Origin of the sequence: Methanobrevibacter sp. AbM4 (assembly GCF_000404165.1) — an archaeon.
GTDB lineage: Archaea > Methanobacteriota > Methanobacteria > Methanobacteriales > Methanobacteriaceae > Methanarmilla > Methanarmilla boviskoreani.
Genome location: NC_021355.1, coordinates 955,410 through 974,820, shown reverse-complemented (window position 1 = coordinate 974,820; position 19,411 = coordinate 955,410). Strand labels below are relative to the sequence as shown.

Genomic DNA, 19,411 nt, shown 5'->3' with positions numbered 1-19,411 from the left:
AAGGAAAAATAAATTAAAAAACTATTTTTATATTATAAAATTATTATTATAGAAATAAACCAGAAATAGAAATAACTATTTAAAACAAAGAATGATTAATTAAAATCATTTAAAAATTTTACAATAAATAAAATGACTTGTTATTATAATAATTTTAAATAAAATATCTAATCTGTTAAAATAGTTTTATAATGTATATATGGAAAAACATAAAATCAATTAAAAATTAAAAAAACTAAAAAAGAGTATTGTAAAAAAAAGAATTGGAAAAAGTTATAAGACATTTACATTGCAATTAAAATATAAATTGTTAGAATAATAAATATTATTAGAACTGCAACTAAAACACTCATAATTTCTCTTTCATATCTAGTAATAAAATCTTGTTTAGGTTCTAAATCATTAGAGTAATAATTAGAATTATCAATATCAAATTTATTATTTAATAAATCATTATTAACTTTTTTATCCCTATCTTTCTTCTGATTATTAATATTATTAACATTAATATTACTACTACTTTTTTCAATAGAAGGTTCGTGATTAGATATAGGTTTATTAACTTTTTTATTTTCAGTTTTTATTTCCTTATCAGCTTCTTCTTTATTCAACTGTCTTAAAACCTTTTGATATCTATTAAAAAGCTCTTTATATTTCTCGTCGGATATATAACCCGCATCATGATCTTCTTCTAAAGACTTTATCATATTCTCTATATCTTTCTTTTCTGGAATAATTACACCTCCTAAATTAATTATTAATTATTTGCACCACTAGTAGATGATCCTGAGTCAGAACCGCCTGAATTACTTCCTCCAGAATCACTACCTCCATTATCCTGTCCACCATCAGAACTATGACCATTATTGTTGTTATTGTTATTGTTATCACTGTCACTGCTACTAGATGAAGATGAATCCTGTTGACTAGAGCTAGTTGAATATTCGGAAACTTGCTGGGTATCCTGACTAGGTTGATTGGAAATAGTATCAGTTAAAGACGTATTATTCTCATCTGAAGTATTATTCAATAAAGTAGTATTATTGTCATTGGTTAAATTTAAATTTATAGGACCTGATGCCATACCTGCAACACTACCTATTAAACAACCGATAATTGCCACTATTAAAAATACCAATATAACTGCTTTTTTATCAGCCATGATATACCTCTAATATAATTTTATATTAGAATAAACTTAATTTTGCCTAAAAAATAGTCTAATTAAATTTATTTCCTAATATTTTTTAATATTTAATTAAATCAAAGTTAATTAAATATTTTTATTATAAAATATATAAACATATCTGTAAATAATATAGATAAAACCAATTATTTAACTTTAACTATAAAAATTTTAAATGATATTTATGAAAACAATTAAAAAACCTGTAGAAGCCCAAATAAATATTAAAAAGTCAAATTTTATAGCAAGGCTGTATCCTGCGAAAGATAAAAAAGAAGTTAAAAAAATTATTGAAGAGGTTTCCACCAGATATTCAGATGCAACCCATAACTGCACAGCATATATAGTAAGTGATTCACAGGGTTATGATGATAATGGAGAACCTAGCGGTACTGCAGGTAAACCAATGATGAATGTCCTTATAAAAAATGATCTAAGCAATATTGTTGCGATAGTTACAAGATATTTTGGAGGTATCAAATTAGGTGCCGGAGGTTTAGTTAGAGCATACTCACATTCAATTTTAAAAGCGATTGAGGAAGCTGAAATTGTTAATATGGAACTTTTTAATATCTATGAAGCTATATTCGATTATAAAAATATTAAAGAAGTTGACTCCGAGTTGAGAAAATATAATCTGAAGGTAATTAAAAAAGACTATAATGTAAAAGTCACCTATTTAATTGCATCTAATCAAATAGATATTATAAGTAATATTGAAGAGAAATTCCAATCCGATGTAAAAATAGATTTAATAAAAAAAGACTATTTGGAAGTATAAATCATTTTTAAATAATAATACTAAAACTAATAAAAAAACTATTTAAAACTTTACTCTATTTATTTGGTAGGAACCTCATATATTAAAAAAAGCACACAATAGTTAATATTAAATATAAAGAACAGATTCTATTTAAAAAATCCTTTAGGAAATATATAATAAATAATAATTATTAGGTATTATTAAATAGTAATCCTTAAATGATAAAGCAATAAATTTAACTAATTAAAGCTTATAATATGTTAAATACCTAAAACTTGCTTTTACGATGACTCTATTTATTTAGTTATATCATCAAGCTAAAATTTAGATAAAAACAAATCACAAACAATAGATTATTTATGATTTATTGAATTACATTCAAGAGATATTATTAAATAAAAGTCCAATTAGATAATTAATATTTCATTAAATATAATCCCAGAATCTATTTTCATTAGATATGTCCTTTATAGATAATATCTACCAATACAACTAAAAATACGGATCTTTACTGAAAGTATTTTTCTAAGTAAATTTAATTTGTTTGGGCAATTGCAATTATTATATATAATGTTTAATAATTATAAATTTATCCTAATTTTTAGATAAAATAATCAGTTTAAAAAATTAATAATTAAAAAGTTAAAGTACCGGTAATCTTAATTACTTTTCTTTTTGATTGATTTTTCTTATTTTTCTTGTTTTTGTCCTTACTGGTATTATTATTATCTTGTTTGGATTTATTAACATTACTATAGTCTTTTTTAATATTTTTAGATTTATAATTATTGGAATTCTGACTATTATTTGGTTTATGGTTTTTATTTGCATTTGAAGAATCCTTTAAATTATTGGAAATCTTTGATTTATGTTTTTTATTAGTTGAGTGTTTATCATTATTCTTACTCTTCTTATGATTACTTTTGGATTTCTTAGAATGTGCTTTATTGTTTATATTTTTATTGTCTTTAGGATCCTTAGAATGGGATTTATTCCCACTCTTAGTTTTACTATTATCCTTAGATTTCTTAGAATGTGTTTTATTATTTTTAGATTTTTTGTGGTGTTTCTTTTTGGACTTATTTTTATTATGATGTTTTTTAGATTTAGCCTCTTCAATGTGAGGATTTTCAATCTGTTTAATTAGATATTCAGTCTGTTTCACTAACTTTTTATCATCAAATGACTGGGAAATTCTTTTAACTGCATCCAGATTCTTAATATAATTGTCTAACCATGAGAAGATATCTCCAGGATAAGTATGTATTTGGTAATTTTTATATAATGTTTTTGAGATATTAATAGGATCCTCGCCTTTTAATCTTTCATTAATTATTAAATATGAAATTCCTCTTTGAAGACAATCACAGAAAGGTTTATCTAGACAATCACATCTTAAAAAATCGGATTGAAGTCTAATTAAGGCATCCTGAAATTTGGTATCTAACTTATTTAATGTATCACCGGAGGATATTATATCCAATGTAGACTCTGCAAATAACCTTGAGGAAACATTAATCTTTAACTTATTAGCAATTTGATTCTGTAATACTGGAGACAGATAGGCACTATCGAATAATTCCAAATCCATCGCAATAGTTTTAACCTTAAGCTGATTTAACTCCTTTTTATCAATGAGTTTAAAAATTTTATTTGTCTTTTCCTTATCATTATTAATTGATTTATTAATAATATCCTTAAAGAACCTGCTATTCGGATTAAGAATTTTCTCAATATTATTCTTAATATAAGTTGATTCTTTAAAGTAATTAATATTGAATATGGATTCCCTAATCTTTTCTGCATTGTTTATAGATAAAAAGCTCATTGTGACAGCTTTTCCATATTTGGTAACCTTTAAAAGACCTTTTTCATAACTTACTAATCCTTTATCAATCAATTCCCTAGTAATAAATGTAGGATCTGAGGGAACATCTATATCCTTATAAAAATCATCTAGATCTTTTTTAGTTTCAATAGCAGTGGATGAAATATCAGCCAGAATTTGTTCCTTAAGTTCATCCTCCTCATAAACGATTTCAACATCCTCATTATCACTTTCCAATAGGTTTAATGCCACTGCCTCTTCGGTATTATTGTCAAAGTTTTTACCAATTTCAGGAAGTAAATACACTACACCACGGTCATGATATGATGGACGTCCAGCCCTTCCAAGCATTTGAGAAAACTCGTTTGGAGATATCCACTTATTACCCATCATCAACGTATCGAAAATTACCTGGCTTGCAGGAAAATCCACACCTGCAGCAAGAGCAGCAGTTGTAACCACTGCCTCCAATTTACCCTTATCGAAATCCTTTTCTATCCTTTCCTTCTTATAATAGGATAATCCAGCATGATAAGCAGCGGCTTTAATTCTTTTATCTGTTAAATACTTGGCAATTTGAGTGGTTTTACGTCTAGAATTAGTGAATATGATAGTTTGGCCTTTATATCCTTTTTTAGAAACTTTATGATGTTCGGATATAATAAGTCTCCTCATGATATCCCTTTTTTCAGATTCATTTCTAACAAAACTTAAATGTCTTAAAAGTGGAACCGGCCTATTGCTATATTGTACAAGATTCATGTGAAATTTACTTGCCAAGTATTCTGGATTTTTAACTGTTGCAGATAATCCTATAAGCTGTGCATTAGGATATAAATAGGTAATCCTTTTTATTAATCCATTTAAACGAGTACCCCTATCCTCATCATCAATCATATGGATCTCATCAATTAAAATTACTCCAAGATTATTTAGTTCATCAGTTTTTCCACTTCTAATCATATAATCCAGTGCTTCATAGGTTCCCACAATTATATCAGAATCTGCAATACTTTTATCTGGAAGTCTTAATTCTCCTTTGGCTTTTACCCTATTTCTACCTACTTTAATAGAAACTTTTAAACCTAAAGGTTCGTATTTTTTCTTAAAATCCCTGTATTTCTGATTTGCAAGAGCAACTAAAGGAGTTAAAAATATAAATTTTTTACCATTAAGAGCTTGTGGTATACCAGCAATTTCCCCAATCAAGGTTTTTCCACTACCAGTAGCGGAAACTGCTAAAATATTTTCACCCTTTAAAAGACCTTCTTTTATTGATAAAATTTGAACAGGAAGAAGCTTAGTATCTCCATTATCTATTAAGATATCCTTAAATTCCTTAGGTATCTTAAGCCTACTCATTGCAATTTCCGGAATTTTTCTTGAATTATCTACTTTAACCTTATCATATAATGTTAAATCGGGATGACTCAAAGGATCAAATTTAGGAGATAACATTGAAATAACAGTTTCCAAATCATTGGTTTTTTCAAGGATTTTTTTGAAGTTTCTAAATACCCTTTTATCATATCCTCTAAGTTTAAGTTCCCTTTTAATTGTATCCTCAGCGCAGTCCTTACATATATACTGGTTATGATATTTATATGAACAATCTGAGTTAATAATAGTAATATAATTTTCCAATGTACAATAATCACATATTCTTGTAAATCTATAATTTATATTAATTGAATCTAAAAAATCCTCCATTTCCCCATCATGATTTGCCAATAATACAATTTGTTTTCTCAGGATTCTAATTGCTTCCTGTGGAGGATAGAATTTTTCAAATAATGTTGAATTATCATTAATATTCATGTTAATTATGAACCTACTAATACTGAGTTTTCCATTTTCATCTTTTTTTAATTTAAAAGTTCCTATAAAGTGAGGAGTCCTTTTTGAGTTTAAAGCTCCTTTAATAGGTCCAATAGGATACATTTCCCACAATTTTTTACTTTTTCTTAAAATTATCATTAATTTAATTTTTATACTCTTTTTGTTTATAAAATTTAGTATATTGATAAAAATCAAAAATAAAAATAGAAGTATTGCATATTAAAAAGTTAAAAACAAGAATAATTTTATACATAAAATAAAAATAAATAGATTAAAATATAAAACGATTTAAGATAAGGTTAGACTAATCTATAAGAAACTGGAAATTGAAGACACAATAACCATTAATAAAATTAAATAGATTCAAAACAATAAGATAGTTGAAAACTAAATAAAGACTTATGATTTAAATTAAATTAAATTAAATCGGCATTTAACAAGTCCTTATATGCACTTAAAGCTGCAACTGCGCCTTCACCTGAGGCAACAATCCACTGCCTAACACCACCGGTTACATCACCTGCAGCATAAACTCTATCAATATTAGTTCTCTGCTCTTTATCTGTTATGATGTTTCCCTCACTATCTACATCTACATCTAAAGACAAAGCCAGTTCATTTAAAGCAATGTCACCAATTGATATAAATATCCCATTAACATCAATCTCAGATTCGGTGCCATCCTTATTTAAAAGTTTTATATGGCTTACTAATGGATCCCCTAGTATTTCTTCAACGGTAGTATTCCATATAATATTAATATCCTCTTCTTTCAGCTTATCCTCAAGAATCTTCTCACACCTTAAAGCATCACGCCTATGAATCAATGTAACATTACATCCAAGATCATTTAAATACAGGGCATTAGTTACCGCAGTATTTCCTCCTCCAACAATGGCTATATCCTTACCTTTAAAGAACATCCCATCACAAGTGGCGCAATATGAAACACCACGTCCAATATGTTCATTTTCACCTTTAACATTAAGTTGTTTATGTTTGGAACCTGTTGTTAATATTAAAGCCTTTGAAAGATACTCCCCTTTTGATGTTTTTACAATAAAGTTATTATTGTCATCCTTACCAACTGAGTTAACCCCTTCCATATCATGTATTTCCACATATTGTTTTGCCTGTTTTTCAGCTCTTTCAATTATTTCCAATCCAGATTCATCCGGACAACCTGGAAAATTTTCAATTAAAGGTATTTCCCTTGCCTGACCACCGATTAAATCTTTATCAATAATTAATGTTTTTAAATTTTGCCTTCCAGAGTATATTCCTGCTGAAAGACCTGCAGGACCTCCGCCAATAATAATCAAATCATACTCTTCCATCATATAACTTCCATGCATTTAAATAATCTCAAATTATAACTCTATAATCTAATTTACTAATAAAATTAAATTCAATTATTTTATAGATTATTGATTTTAATATATTAAATTATTCATTCAGATAGAATTGTATAAAATGAGGATTATCTGATAAATTTTAAAAACTTAAGAATTATAAATCATGAGAAAATTAGAGATTTTACTATAAAAATATTTCAGTAACCAAAAAATAAGGACATATAAACTAATTAAAAAAAAGGAAAGGTAAATTTATCTAGCAGGTAACTGATATGCATCATATGCAGAAACAAGACCAATAATAAACCAAACCAGCTCGGCAATCCATGAAGCAGAAAGATAATATAATATTCCGAATATTATAATTGTCAAAATGAAAATTAATAATCCATTTAAACTTTCATTTTGTATAATTTGACCAACACCTGGTAAAAAGAATGATATAACTGCTGCTAAAACTTTACTAACCATTAAAATCCTCCAAACTAAAAGAAATACATGATTTTATTACTAAATTAATTTTAATTATTCAAATATAATTAATATTATTTATATTTTTATTACATTATAAATATTTGGATTAAATTATAAAATTTTTATAAAAAAATAATAAACAAAATAAGAGCATTATAAACAAAAATAATAATTTTGTACATAAAAAAATAAGATATATTAAAACATGAAAAAAACTAAATAGATAGAATAAAAAAAATAAATAATAGCATTTAAATGCTATCTAATAATCTTCTTGTAATTCAGCTAATCTTTTAACCCTTTTTAACATATCCGGGTGGGTTGAGAATATTTCCATAAATTTACTACCAGCAGATATTTTAATGTTAGAATTTTTAAGATTTTTAAGCTCTTGAGAGCCTAACACACCATCGCCATCTAAATCCACTTGAGATAGTTCATTAATGTCTCTTTCTGCATGTGATACATCATTTAAGAAAAATGCTTTGGAACCCTCAACATTTTTAATCTCATCTTCAGGTGATGCTGCTGAACCATAAACTAACTTATATAATGCTGTAGCCAAATGTTCCGGTTTACAACCAAGTTCAACACTACCCTGATCCGCATAATATTCTCTTATTCTTGAAACAAGCAATACAAGTAATTGACCAATGAAATAGAATATTAAACCTATAACTCCAATAATTGCACCAGCGTTATCATCGTTACTAGAAAATATAGTACTCCAAGCCAAATAATAACAAATAGTTGGAACTACACTTATTATGGTGGTTATAGCCATATCATGATGTTTAATATGTGACATTTCATGACCTAAAACAGCTTTAAGTTCATCATAAGTTAAAAGACCTAAAATTCCTCTGGTAACTGCTATATGACCATCCCTATGGGATCTACCATATGCAAATGCATTTGGGATTGATGTTTCAGCAATACCAATAGTAGGTTTTGGAAGTCCTGCATTATTAGCTAATTCTTCAACCATACGATGTAAATCAGGAGCTTCTTCTGGTGAAACTCTTTGTACATTCATGGACATTTCAACCATTTTAGGTCCAATTAAATATTGTATAAAGGTTATAGCCAAGGTTAAAATAAGATAGAATAATACACTACCACCTAATCCACATGCAAAACCAACAATGCTTAAAATTACATATAACAGTACAAACATGAGAATAGAAGCAAGCCACATTCTAAGGTGTAGTTTCCATGTACCTTTCATTTTATATCATCTCAATAATTAACATTTTTAAAAGTTTTTAAATTCAACATTACATTATTAAATTTATAAATCCAATTCCAAGACTATTTTAATTAAATTTATAAATTTAATATTAAATTCATTTCGATTCCATTAATAATTTAATATACTAATATTTAATTCTTTCTAAATATATAAAACATTATACTTTATTTTAAAAAAAATAGAACCAGAATTAAAAATAAAATCTAAAAAAAAGATTAAATTAAAAAATTAAAAATCTTATAAATTATAAACCTCATCTGAAGGTACAATCCTTACATTTTCCTTATGTAACACTTTAATAAGTAAATCTAAATCATGGGTACATAAAAGCAAGATTGCATTATCAGTTTTTTCATGAGTAAATGCATAAAGATAATCTAAATTGATATCATTATCATTTAATATTTTTAAGATTGAAGATAATCCTCCAGGAACATCATTTAATTCAACTGCAATAGCTGTTGAAATTTTAATAGTATAATTATTATCCTCTAAAATTTTTTGACCTTTATTAGGATCATCTACAATGAGTCTTAAAATACCAAATTCAGAGGTGTCAGCTAGTGATAATGCACGTATGTTAACACCATTTTTACCTAAAATATCTAATACTTTATATAATCTACCCTTTTGATTTGTTAAAAATATTGAAAGTTGTTTTACCTTTTCCATAGAAATTCCTTCATAAATTTAAATAAATAAAATTAAATAAATTAAAATTACATTTTTAATTAACTTAAACAAATAAAATTAAATTAATTAAAGTTACGTTTATCAATAACCCTTACAGCTTTAGCTTCACTTCTTGGAATACTTTTTGGTTCAACTAAAGTAACTTTAACCTTAATTCCAATCTCATTCTTGATATATTCCCCAATTTTTCTTTGAATACCTAACATTTCTGTAACATCATCGGAGAAAAGATCAGGTGATGTTTCAACCTTTACCTCGATTTCATCTAAAGAACCTGGACGTGTAACAATAACTTGATAATGAGGTTCAACTTCAGAAACTTTAAGTAAAGCCTTTTCAATTTGTGATGGGAATACTGCTACACCTTTGACTTTAATCATATCATCTGTTCTACCAGTGATTCTTTCCATTCTACAGAAAGTCCTTCCACAGTCACATTTATCATAATGAAGTGCTGTAACATCTTTAGTTCTAAATCTAATAATCGGCATAGCCTCCCTTTGAAGATTAGTTAGAACTAATTCTCCCCTTTCACCTTCAGCTAAGTTTTTACCAGTACTTGAATCGATAATTTCAGGATAATAGAAATCCTCTGCAATATGAAGACCATTCTGCTCCTTACATTCAAGACCAATACCTGGACCCATCATTTCAGTAAGTCCGTAAATATTATATGCAGGAACACCAAATGTGTCTTCCAATCTCTTTCTCATTTCCTCAGTCCACATCTCAGAACCGAATGCAATAGCCTTAAGACCAAAATCTTTAGGGTCAAAACCCTCTTCTTTTGCAACTTCACCAATATATAAACCATAGGAAGGAGTTACAACAAGCAAGGTAGTATCGAAATCGTTCATAAGTTCTACCTGACGACGAGTTTGACCTGTAGAAATTGGTACAACTGTAGCTCCAATCTTCTGTGCCCCATAATGAACACCGAAACCACCAGTAAATAAACCATATCCATGGGTGTTTTGAACTATATCCTCATCGGTTATGCCCCATTCAGTTAAACCTCTAGCCATAAGTTCAGACCAATAATCAATGTCTTTTCTGGTATATCCCCCAACTACAGGTTTACCTGTTGTACCACTTGATGAGTGAATTTCTATAACTTCTTTCTTATCGACAGCAAACATTCCAAAGGGATAGGACTCCCTTAAATCAGTTTTTGTAGTGAAAGGAAGCTTTTTGATATCTTCTAAAGTTTCTATATCCTCTGGAAAAACTTCACATTCAGTATATTTTTTATGATAGTATGGAACATTATCAAATGCATATTTTACGATATTCTGTAATTTTTTAAGTTGCACTTCATTAATTTCGTCTCTTTCCATACATTCGGCTTTTTCATCCCAAAACATTATTAAAAACCTTCATAATTTCTTAAAATTTTAATTTAAAAGTTTTCTGTTTAAAAAAAAAACAATTATATTTAAACATAATAAACTATTATATTTATGTTTTCTTTTCTATAAAATACTTATCTAATTGATTTAACTTCTATATAAATAGTATATTAATCTAATAAAAAAAATTAAAAATACTTAATATGATAAAAAAAAGTAAAAAATTTAAGATTTAAAGTTTCTTAAATATTCTAGACTTTTAATGATAGATTCCTTTTGATTTACTTCAATCATATATATTCCATCATAATGATTTGCCTCAAATGAGGAAATTAAAGTATCAAAATCAACAGTTCCCTCACCAATAGCTAGATGTGAGTCATCATCACCTAGATTATCATGTACGTGAATATGTTTAATTAATGGAGAATACATTTCCTCCGCTTTATAACCATTAGTGTTTGCATGACCAATATCTAAACACATTGCCATATTATATTCTTCTAAAAATTCGGTGAGTTCCTCAAGTCTTGTAAAGGTAAAACCTGGAATATTAGGCATATTCTCAAATACTGCAGTTACACCTAGCTCATCAGCAGTTTCAGCCAATTCAATCATGGATGCCTTATTAATCTGATTGATTTTCTCTTCCAAACCTTGACCTAAAAATGGTATTTTACCTGGATGAACTACAACTGTATCTACATCTAATTCATTAGCCTTTTCAAAGGAATATTTTACCTCATTTATAGAGGCCTCCCTAATTGAAGGGTTCAATGATGAAATATTCATATCTATAAGTGGAGAGTGAATTGTATATTTTAAATCAAAGGATAAAATAGTTTCAATATCCATTTCCCTTGATGGATAATCATGTAATAGCTCTACATATTCAATACCATTATCTTCATAAAATCCTAAACCGTTTTCTAAACCATCTTTAAAAGTTACTAAAGTTGATGCACCAATCTTCATTTTTAACACCTATCTTATTATATATCTCTATAAACAGCAGTTATTGGAAAACCAAATTCTATTGCATCCAAAACCTGTTTTCCAACATTAATTGATTTTCTAATCTTTACCTCACCATGTTTACCAACAGTTGCGGTAAATAAATATTGACCATTTATCATTAAATCAAAACTTTTACCAATGTCCTCACGAGGAAAATCAAATATAATATGTTTTTTATTGGTATGATATTCTACTAAAAACGGTTCATTACTCATCAAGCTTTCAATCGGATCTACACCTAAACTAATACCAATATCCTTTTCAATCTCGGCAATACGTTTACCATTCTTACCAATAATCTTAGGAATATATTCCTCATTCAAATATACATTGGCCCTTTCCATGCTCTCAAGTTCTACAAGTATATTAGCACGAGGTGCATATTTCCTCATCCTACGTGTAATTTCCGCCTCGGCAATCTTTTCAACCGGTGTTTTCTCCCTATCTTCATCACCGAAATCATCAATAAGATCCATATCCATTACTATAGTCTGTTCACCATACGTGTATATCTCATTTTTAAGCTCACCAGTTTCAAAATCACGGACCTCTATAACAGGTCTTGCAAGATCTGATTCCACCATACCTGTTGGAACTTTGATCTTAAGTTTATTTTCATAAACCGTTTTAACCTGACCATCCTCGATATAGATAGTCGTATCCACAACGGATGGGATTACACCTAACTCTATTCTATTGGCAATCCTTTGAATTCCATCAATTGGACGGGTTGCATGAACTACACCAATCATACCTACACCTGCAAGACGCATATCTGCAAATATCTTAAAATCATAACTCTTTCTAAGCTCATCATATATTGTAAAGTCTGGTCTTACAAGAAGTAATATATCAGCTGTTTTTTCCATATCTCCTTCGAGTGGAGCATATTGGGTAATTTCATCGGAAACTTGTAAATCTCTTGGAGATTCCATTGTTTTTACGATTTTACCAGTATCCTTATAAAATTCTGCGATTGCCTGTGCAAAAGTAGATTTACCTGCTCCTGGAGAACCGGAAATAAGGATACCCTCAGAACTATTTTTAAGTTTTTCCATTAGTTTATCAGACAAATTATAATCCTCAAGTGAAACATTTGCAACTGGCCTTACGGCAGTAATTTCCATAGCCTCTGAAAAAGGAGGAATAGCTATAGAAATTCTCAATTCACCAGATTGTACAACCATTGCCCCCTCCATATCAGCTTCCAAATAGGTCTTTGGATCGTATCTTTCCTTTTCCAGAATCTCCTCAGCCATATCCTCAAGTTGACTGTATTTCATTGGAGTGCTATCCAACTCAACCAGTTTAATATGTCCTGGTTTTCCAACTTTTGCCATTGGAGGAACATTCTCCTTAAGATGTACTGACATGGTTAACTCATCAAAATAATCAGCAATAGTTAACTTCATATCTGCTTTAGATTTCTGTTTATAATATTCAACTGGTATACCTAATGCTTTTGCACTTTCTGATTGAATTATATCGCTGGTAATTAAGGTTGCAAAATTCTCCTTTGCAGCATCCCTAATCATGGCATCAATTTCTCCAGTTTTAGCAAGAGATATTTCATAGTTGGACGGACGTTGACCTACAAAATCAATAGACAAATCACCATTATCACATTTTTCTTGTAGTTTTTTAAGTTCATTTAAACCTGTAAAACCAGTAGGTCGTTTTTTATTGGCTTGATATTCAAGTTCCGCTACAACTGCCTGTGGAATAATAATTTCAGGATAATTTAAATTCTTTTCCTTAATAATTCTAGTAATTATACCTTCAATAACTGCACTTGTATCTGGTACTAATCTAACAGAATCCTCATAATCATAATCTGTATTCATTTCAATTACCTTTCAAATAGCTAAAATTAGAATAATATTTTAAAATAAATAATTCTTTACAACTTTCATTTCTACAATTTAAATTAATTATCTCCATACATATCTTCTGGATTAAATAATCTGTCCTGAATAATTTCAATATCATCATCGGTGATTTCATCTAATTTATAAACATCTTTTGAATTGTTAATTTGTCTAAAAAAACAAGATTTATAACCTTCATGACATGCTGCACCAATCTGCTCAACTTTTAAAAGAAGTGAATCGCCATCACAATCCACATATATCTCTTTGACTTTCTGGATATTTCCAGAACTTTCACCTTTCATCCACTGCTGGGATCTGGAAGTGCTATAATAATGTGCTTTTTTAGTTTTTAATGTATCTTCAACAGCCTGCCTATTCATAAATGCAACCATCAAAACCTCATTAGTTTTCCAATCCTGAGCTACAGCAATAAGTAATTTTTCACCATTTTTCTCATGTCTGAAGTTTAATTCCATTTTATCACATTTTATTTTAATTGAAAAATAAGCATTGTTAAAATTATATCATATACTTTAGTTTTAAATAATTATGAAATTTAATGAATTACTTAATTACATATTCTTAAGCAACTAAAATAATTCAATATAGCGAATTATATTAAATATTTAATTTAAAACATTGCGAATAATTCTGAAATTTAAAGATTATATTAACCTTAATTTAAGGTAACATAACAAAGCTTATTAATGTACCAATAATTTTAAACTAATTAAAAATAAGAATTATAAGAATAATTCTAAATATTTTCTTTAATATAATCAACAATATCCTTAATATTTACTAATTCCTGATTACCGGTTTCCATATTCTTAACAGTAACCTGCTTGTTTTGAACATCATTCGTTCCAACAAGAATGGTTTGTTTAACTCCTAGATTGTTTGCATAAGATAGTAATTTCTTAAACTTCTTACGGGATAAATCTATTTCAGTAGCAATGCCTTCCTGACGTAATCTCTGTGCAATATTAAAAGACAATTGTCTTGTTTCTGCTGATATTGGAGCCACATAAACATCAACCTTTGGACCAATTTCAGGTAAATTACCACTTGCCTCTATACCATCCATCAATCTATCAAATCCAAAAGCGAATCCTGTAGATACTACATCCTCTCCACCAAATAGCTTAATTAAATTGTAAGTTCCTCCACCACAGACTTGTTTTTGACTACCTAATTCAGGTACATAGATTTCAAATACAATGCCTATATAATAGTCTAGTCCACGTGCTACACCTAAATTCAATTTATAATTTTCAACACCAAAGCTTTTTAATGTGGTAATCAATTCTTTAAGTTCAGTTAGAGGTTTTAAACATTCATCGAATGGTTCCACTAATCTTTTTATATCCTCATATATATCACTTGAACCTACCATATCAATGAGCTTTAAAAGAATTTGGCCTAATTCTTTATTGTCAATAATAGCATCCTGACCAGTTAATGATTCTTTTAATAAATCTTTATCACCCTTATCTACAACAATCATTACTTCACGCGCCTTCTCATCAGGTATTCCATAATGAGCAAATAAACCTCTAATGATACCCAAATGATTTATATGAATTTCAGCTGAATCAATTCCTAACTTTTCAATAGATTCGTTTGCCATGGCAATAACTTCAGCCTCACCTTCCGGGGATTTGGCACCTATAAGTTCACATCCGAATTGCCAAAATTGTCTAAATCTACCTTTTTGAGGTCTCTCATATCTAAAACAGCTTCCATAATAATATAGTTTAATAGGTTTTGCAGTTTTTGAAAGTTCATTAATATATAATCTTGCAATAGCTGCAGTAATCTCAGGTCTTAATGCAAGTTCCCTGTTGGACTTATCCTTAAAATTATAAAGCTGATCTATAATCTCTTCTCCAGATTTAGTGGTGAATAATTTTAATTCTTCAAATAAAGGAGTTTTAACTTCCCCATAACCATAATTTTCAAAGACTTCTCTTAAAGTATTTTCTACAATATTTCTTTCTTTCATTTCATCAAAGAGAAAGTCTCTTGTACCTCTAGGTCTTGTAAATTCCACTTATTTTCCTCCTTAATATAATAAATAATTTTTAAATAAAAATGATAATAGATAATTGAAAATTCAATTTATATAGTTAAAATTTGATTTTTTTATCTTATAAAATTAATTATAATATCTGAATTAATATAAGATAAAATGATAAAGAATTTAGAAAAGTTTAATTAATTTAAAATATAGTTTTATGGTTATAAAATAATATAAGTTAATTAAGATATATTAATATATAAAAGATTAATGATTGAAAAAATTTTTAGTGGTTAATATGGCGATTGATGGAAATACTAAGATTTTCGGTGTTATAGGTAATCCTATTGAACATAGCCTTTCACCTAATATGCATAATGCAAATCTTGAATCTTTAGATTTAAATTATGTCTATTTACCTTTTCATGTTTATGAGGATAATATAGAATATCTTATTGATGGTGCTAAAGCTTTAAATATCCAGGGATTAAATGTTACTATCCCACATAAAATCAATGTAATAAAATATTTAGATGAGATAGATCCCCTTGCTGAGAAGATAGGCGCCGTAAATACAATTAATTTTGAATATAAATCTGATAAAACAATAGCTAAAGGTTATAATACAGATGTTTTAGGTGCTATGAGAGCCCTTAAGGAAAAAACAGACATAGAAGATAAAGATGTTCTGGTTTTAGGTGCAGGTGGAGCATCAAGGGCAATTTGTTATGGACTTACTGAGGAGAATGTCAATTCAATAACAATATTGAACAGGAATCTTGAAAGGGCCTTAGATTTAGCTGGAGATATTACAAGCAGCACCGAATATACTGTTAACTTTGACGATTTTGAAAATATTGATACACATTTAAGGGATACTGACATTATTATAAACACCACCCCCGTTGGAATGTATCCAAATATCTATGACAAACCCTTAATCTATGCCCAACAAATGAATCCGAATATGGTTGTTTTTGACATAGTCTACACTCCACTTGAAACAGGCCTACTTAAGGAGGCTAAAAAAATAGGGGCAACAAGGGTTTCTGGTCTTAAAATGTTTGTGTATCAAGGTGCTGAAAGCTTTAAGATATGGACAGGTAAGGATGCAGACATTAAAGCTATGGAAAAATCTGTAATGAAAGAATCAGGAATCCATAGTCTAAAAGATTTTTAAGTTGTGATTAAATGGAAGATAATTTTTTATTTGATTTTCATATACCTGAAGAGGAAGAAACTTTTACAAATTCAAAAAAAGACGTTTTAAGATTTTTATCTGATATTGGAGTAGACACCAGATTTATATCATATACTCCAAGTAAAATCTATATCAATAATCTACGTTTTTCAAAGTTTTCAAGAAGAAGACAAAATACCTTTGAGGAAAAATATCCCGATATAGAGGTTATCAGATCATCACTTTTTCAAGAAATGGCTACCAATGCATCTAGAGAATTATCAGACACACTTAAACCCCAGATGAAAGTCTATATACCACCAAATGCAAATCCGTTAATTGAAATAATACTTGAACCATATACAAGAAAATACGGATTAACATTGATTAACGACGGCAACAGCGATTATGATGTTAAAACATCCAACAAGACCTTGGATATGGAAGTCCACTCAATCATATCTGAGATATTTAGTGGAGATGGTATTCGATTTCCTAGAAAAGATGAGGAATATATCTATCCATTAATTAAAATCTCAAATAAACAAATAAATGATTTCTTCAAGGATAGGATAGTTGAGGATACCTTTGATGATGCATCCGGTGAATTTTTAGATTTCTTGGACGAGACTGTTATACAATATAAGTTTAACATACTTAAGTCTGTTGAATATTTAGAAAAAAACAAGAATGCAGATTAAATCGTTGATTCAATTATATATAACCTAAGACAATAGCTAAACCATAGATTCGGCGATAAGCACAACCTAAATAAACTAAACCTAAATCCAATTAACACGATTTAAAAAAAATAGAAAAAAGTAGTTAGATTAATGTATTTAAATTAAAAAAATAATCAAAAAAAAAACAATTTTAAAAGATGAAAATGTCATTAAAAAGATTTAAATTTCTAAATAAAATTTAAAAGTTGAATAAAGAAGTTTGAACAGTATTGTCCTTTTTCTTCTTAGTTTCAGATTCTTTATCCTCTTTTTTATCCTCTTTTAAATCATTGTTCTTACCTGAATCACTGCTTTTACTGGACTCTTTTGTTTTAGGCCTAACTTCTTCATTTGATCTTTTACCAGTTTTCAATGATTCCTCTTTATCCTCTTTTTTAGGCTTTTTATCCTCTTTTAAATCATTGTTCCTACTTGGGTTGCTGTTTTTATTAGATTCTATTGTTTTAGACTTATCGTCATTACTTGATTTTTTACTGGTCTTTAATGATTCAGATTCCTTATCTTCAATATCTTCCGTTTTTTTATCCCGATTAAAAGGTTGTGAGTTTTGATAATTTAAGGCAAATTCCTCTCTTTCTTTTTTACGTCTTTCGGCCCTTTCCTTTTCCATTTGTTTAATGAACTTTTTAGGAATTTTTTTCTTCCTAAACCTTTTAATCTCATTATCTTCAAGTTCTAGATAGGAGGATATTTCATATGCCGTTCTATCATCCTGAAACATGATTTCAAAATATGGAAACATGGAATATGCCACTTCCATGGAAACATGCATCTTCTCAGACATCTTAAGGGCAATATTGTCTCTCAGGTTTCTCTTTCCTCTATACCTACCCATTTTTGCAAATGATTGGGGACTTTGAATCTTCGTGAATTTCTTATATCTTTCATCCTTAGATAATGCTACTCCAAGGCCCATAAACTGAGTGGCATATTTCCAGTAGCCATAGTTTCTTGATTGCCTTGCACGTCCGAAGTATAAATCTGCCTCGGAAATAAAGTCATAAGCCTTTTTAATTTCCTTGGGTTTTTTATATTCCCTTGGAATATTTTCAGCTATAAATTCCATTACCAATGTTGGATCCTCATCCACATACATATCCTGTTGGATATGATTAATGTTTTTACTTTTAAGAACCCTAGTTACTGCATTAATCAAGTTGGACTTGTCGTTTTTCTGTGAAACATTATCCAAATCCTCCATTGTTAGGGATTTACTTTCCTCACATAATGCCTGTAATGTGTTTATTGCTGAACGCATATCTCCATTTGCTCTTTTAGACAACTCTTTTAAAGCATTAGGATCAGCATCAATTCCCTCATTCTTACAGATCTTTCTAAGGCCTACGTTTATAGATGTGCTTCTTACTTTACCCATTTTTATAACATGGGTTTTCTTTTTGATTGTAGTAAGTCTTTTGGAGTAGAAATCGTTAGCCATCATAATCATTGGATGTTTAGTATTTTCAATGATTTTATTAATAGCCCTTGAACCACCACGGTCCTGATTACCTGTAATACCGTCTACCTCATCAAGAATAATTAATTTAGGATTATCGGAAAATAATGATTTTGTAGTAGTGGACTCTCCAATGGTGTTCATTAAAATATCATATGAACGTTTATCACTTGCATTCAACTCAATATATTCACCGAATTCATGAGCTATAACCTGTGCAAATGTTGTTTTTCCAACACCTGGAGGACCTACAAGAAGCAAGCTTGGTTGTGGATTTCCTTCTTTCCATGCCTCAACCCATTCTTGGATTTCCTTTTTTTGTTTACCATTACCTATAATCTCCTTAAAGGTTTGAGGTCTGTATTTATCTGTCCATTGCATATTT

General features: G+C 28.8%; 15 protein-coding genes and 1 pseudogene. 3 read left to right on the top strand and 13 right to left on the bottom strand.

Going from position 1 to position 19,411, the window contains the following annotated elements; genetic code table 11:
• Positions 1 to 284: 284 nt before the first annotated feature.
• Positions 285 to 707 carry a hypothetical protein gene (locus tag ABM4_RS03960; RefSeq protein WP_016358389.1) on the bottom strand — a complete coding sequence of 141 codons (423 nt, stop codon included), beginning with the start codon at positions 705 to 707 and terminating at the stop codon, positions 285 to 287.
• Between the two features lie 50 nt (positions 708 to 757).
• Positions 758 to 1,162: a hypothetical protein gene (locus ABM4_RS03955; protein WP_016358388.1), complete on the bottom strand. Its 405-nt coding sequence runs from the start codon at positions 1,160 to 1,162 to the stop codon at positions 758 to 760.
• A 208-nt stretch (positions 1,163 to 1,370) separates the two neighbouring features.
• Between ABM4_RS03955 and ABM4_RS03950 the strand changes: the two genes are divergently transcribed.
• Entirely contained in the window at positions 1,371 to 1,967 is a 597-nt protein-coding gene (locus ABM4_RS03950; protein ID WP_016358387.1) for a YigZ family protein, read from the top strand.
• 616 nt (positions 1,968 to 2,583) lie between these two features.
• Here the strand turns inward: ABM4_RS03950 and ABM4_RS03945 are convergent.
• From ABM4_RS03945 to hisS, 10 genes are all read right to left on the bottom strand, one after another.
• Positions 2,584 to 5,718: a DUF5814 domain-containing protein gene (locus ABM4_RS03945; protein ID WP_232216543.1), complete on the bottom strand. Its 3,135-nt coding sequence runs from the start codon at positions 5,716 to 5,718 to the stop codon at positions 2,584 to 2,586.
• 314 nt (positions 5,719 to 6,032) lie between these two features.
• The gene (locus ABM4_RS03940; protein WP_048201016.1) at positions 6,033 to 6,953 is read right to left on the bottom strand and encodes an NAD(P)/FAD-dependent oxidoreductase; all 921 of its coding nucleotides are present in this window, start codon (positions 6,951 to 6,953) and stop codon (positions 6,033 to 6,035) included.
• A gap of 270 nt (positions 6,954 to 7,223) precedes the next feature.
• Positions 7,224 to 7,442 carry a hypothetical protein gene (locus ABM4_RS03935; RefSeq protein WP_016358384.1) on the bottom strand — a complete coding sequence of 73 codons (219 nt, stop codon included), beginning with the start codon at positions 7,440 to 7,442 and terminating at the stop codon, positions 7,224 to 7,226.
• A gap of 265 nt (positions 7,443 to 7,707) precedes the next feature.
• Positions 7,708 to 8,673, bottom strand: coding sequence for a zinc metalloprotease HtpX (locus tag ABM4_RS03930; RefSeq protein WP_016358383.1), 966 nt, complete (start codon positions 8,671 to 8,673; stop codon positions 7,708 to 7,710).
• Positions 8,674 to 8,934: 261 nt separating this feature from the next.
• Entirely contained in the window at positions 8,935 to 9,375 is a 441-nt protein-coding gene (locus ABM4_RS03925) for an ACT domain-containing protein (RefSeq protein ID WP_198008284.1), read from the bottom strand.
• Positions 9,376 to 9,452: 77 nt separating this feature from the next.
• On the bottom strand, positions 9,453 to 10,754 hold the full coding sequence (locus ABM4_RS03920; RefSeq protein WP_016358381.1) for a phenylacetate--CoA ligase family protein: 1,302 nt from the start codon (positions 10,752 to 10,754) through the stop codon (positions 9,453 to 9,455).
• Positions 10,755 to 10,964: 210 nt separating this feature from the next.
• Positions 10,965 to 11,714 carry a sugar phosphate isomerase/epimerase gene (locus ABM4_RS03915; RefSeq protein WP_016358380.1) on the bottom strand — a complete coding sequence of 250 codons (750 nt, stop codon included), beginning with the start codon at positions 11,712 to 11,714 and terminating at the stop codon, positions 10,965 to 10,967.
• A gap of 17 nt (positions 11,715 to 11,731) precedes the next feature.
• Positions 11,732 to 13,600: a PINc/VapC family ATPase gene (locus ABM4_RS03910; RefSeq protein ID WP_016358379.1), complete on the bottom strand. Its 1,869-nt coding sequence runs from the start codon at positions 13,598 to 13,600 to the stop codon at positions 11,732 to 11,734.
• A gap of 83 nt (positions 13,601 to 13,683) precedes the next feature.
• Positions 13,684 to 14,103 (bottom strand): phosphoribosyl-AMP cyclohydrolase, encoded by a 420-nt coding sequence (gene hisI / locus ABM4_RS03905; protein ID WP_016358378.1) that lies wholly within the window; start codon positions 14,101 to 14,103, stop codon positions 13,684 to 13,686.
• A 281-nt stretch (positions 14,104 to 14,384) separates the two neighbouring features.
• Positions 14,385 to 15,680, bottom strand: a complete 1,296-nt coding sequence (gene hisS, locus ABM4_RS03900) for a histidine--tRNA ligase (protein WP_016358377.1) — start codon at positions 15,678 to 15,680, stop codon at positions 14,385 to 14,387.
• 265 nt (positions 15,681 to 15,945) lie between these two features.
• Between hisS and ABM4_RS03895 the strand changes: the two genes are divergently transcribed.
• Entirely contained in the window at positions 15,946 to 16,827 is an 882-nt protein-coding gene (locus ABM4_RS03895) for a shikimate dehydrogenase (RefSeq protein ID WP_016358376.1), read from the top strand.
• Between the two features lie 11 nt (positions 16,828 to 16,838).
• Positions 16,839 to 17,528 carry a hypothetical protein gene (locus ABM4_RS03890; RefSeq protein ID WP_016358375.1) on the top strand — a complete coding sequence of 230 codons (690 nt, stop codon included), beginning with the start codon at positions 16,839 to 16,841 and terminating at the stop codon, positions 17,526 to 17,528.
• Positions 17,529 to 17,748: 220 nt separating this feature from the next.
• Here ABM4_RS03890 and ABM4_RS03885 read toward each other — a convergent pair.
• Positions 17,749 to 19,410: pseudogene (locus ABM4_RS03885) on the bottom strand (replication factor C large subunit); the annotation flags it as partial.
• Between the last annotated feature and the right edge of the window lies 1 nt (position 19,411).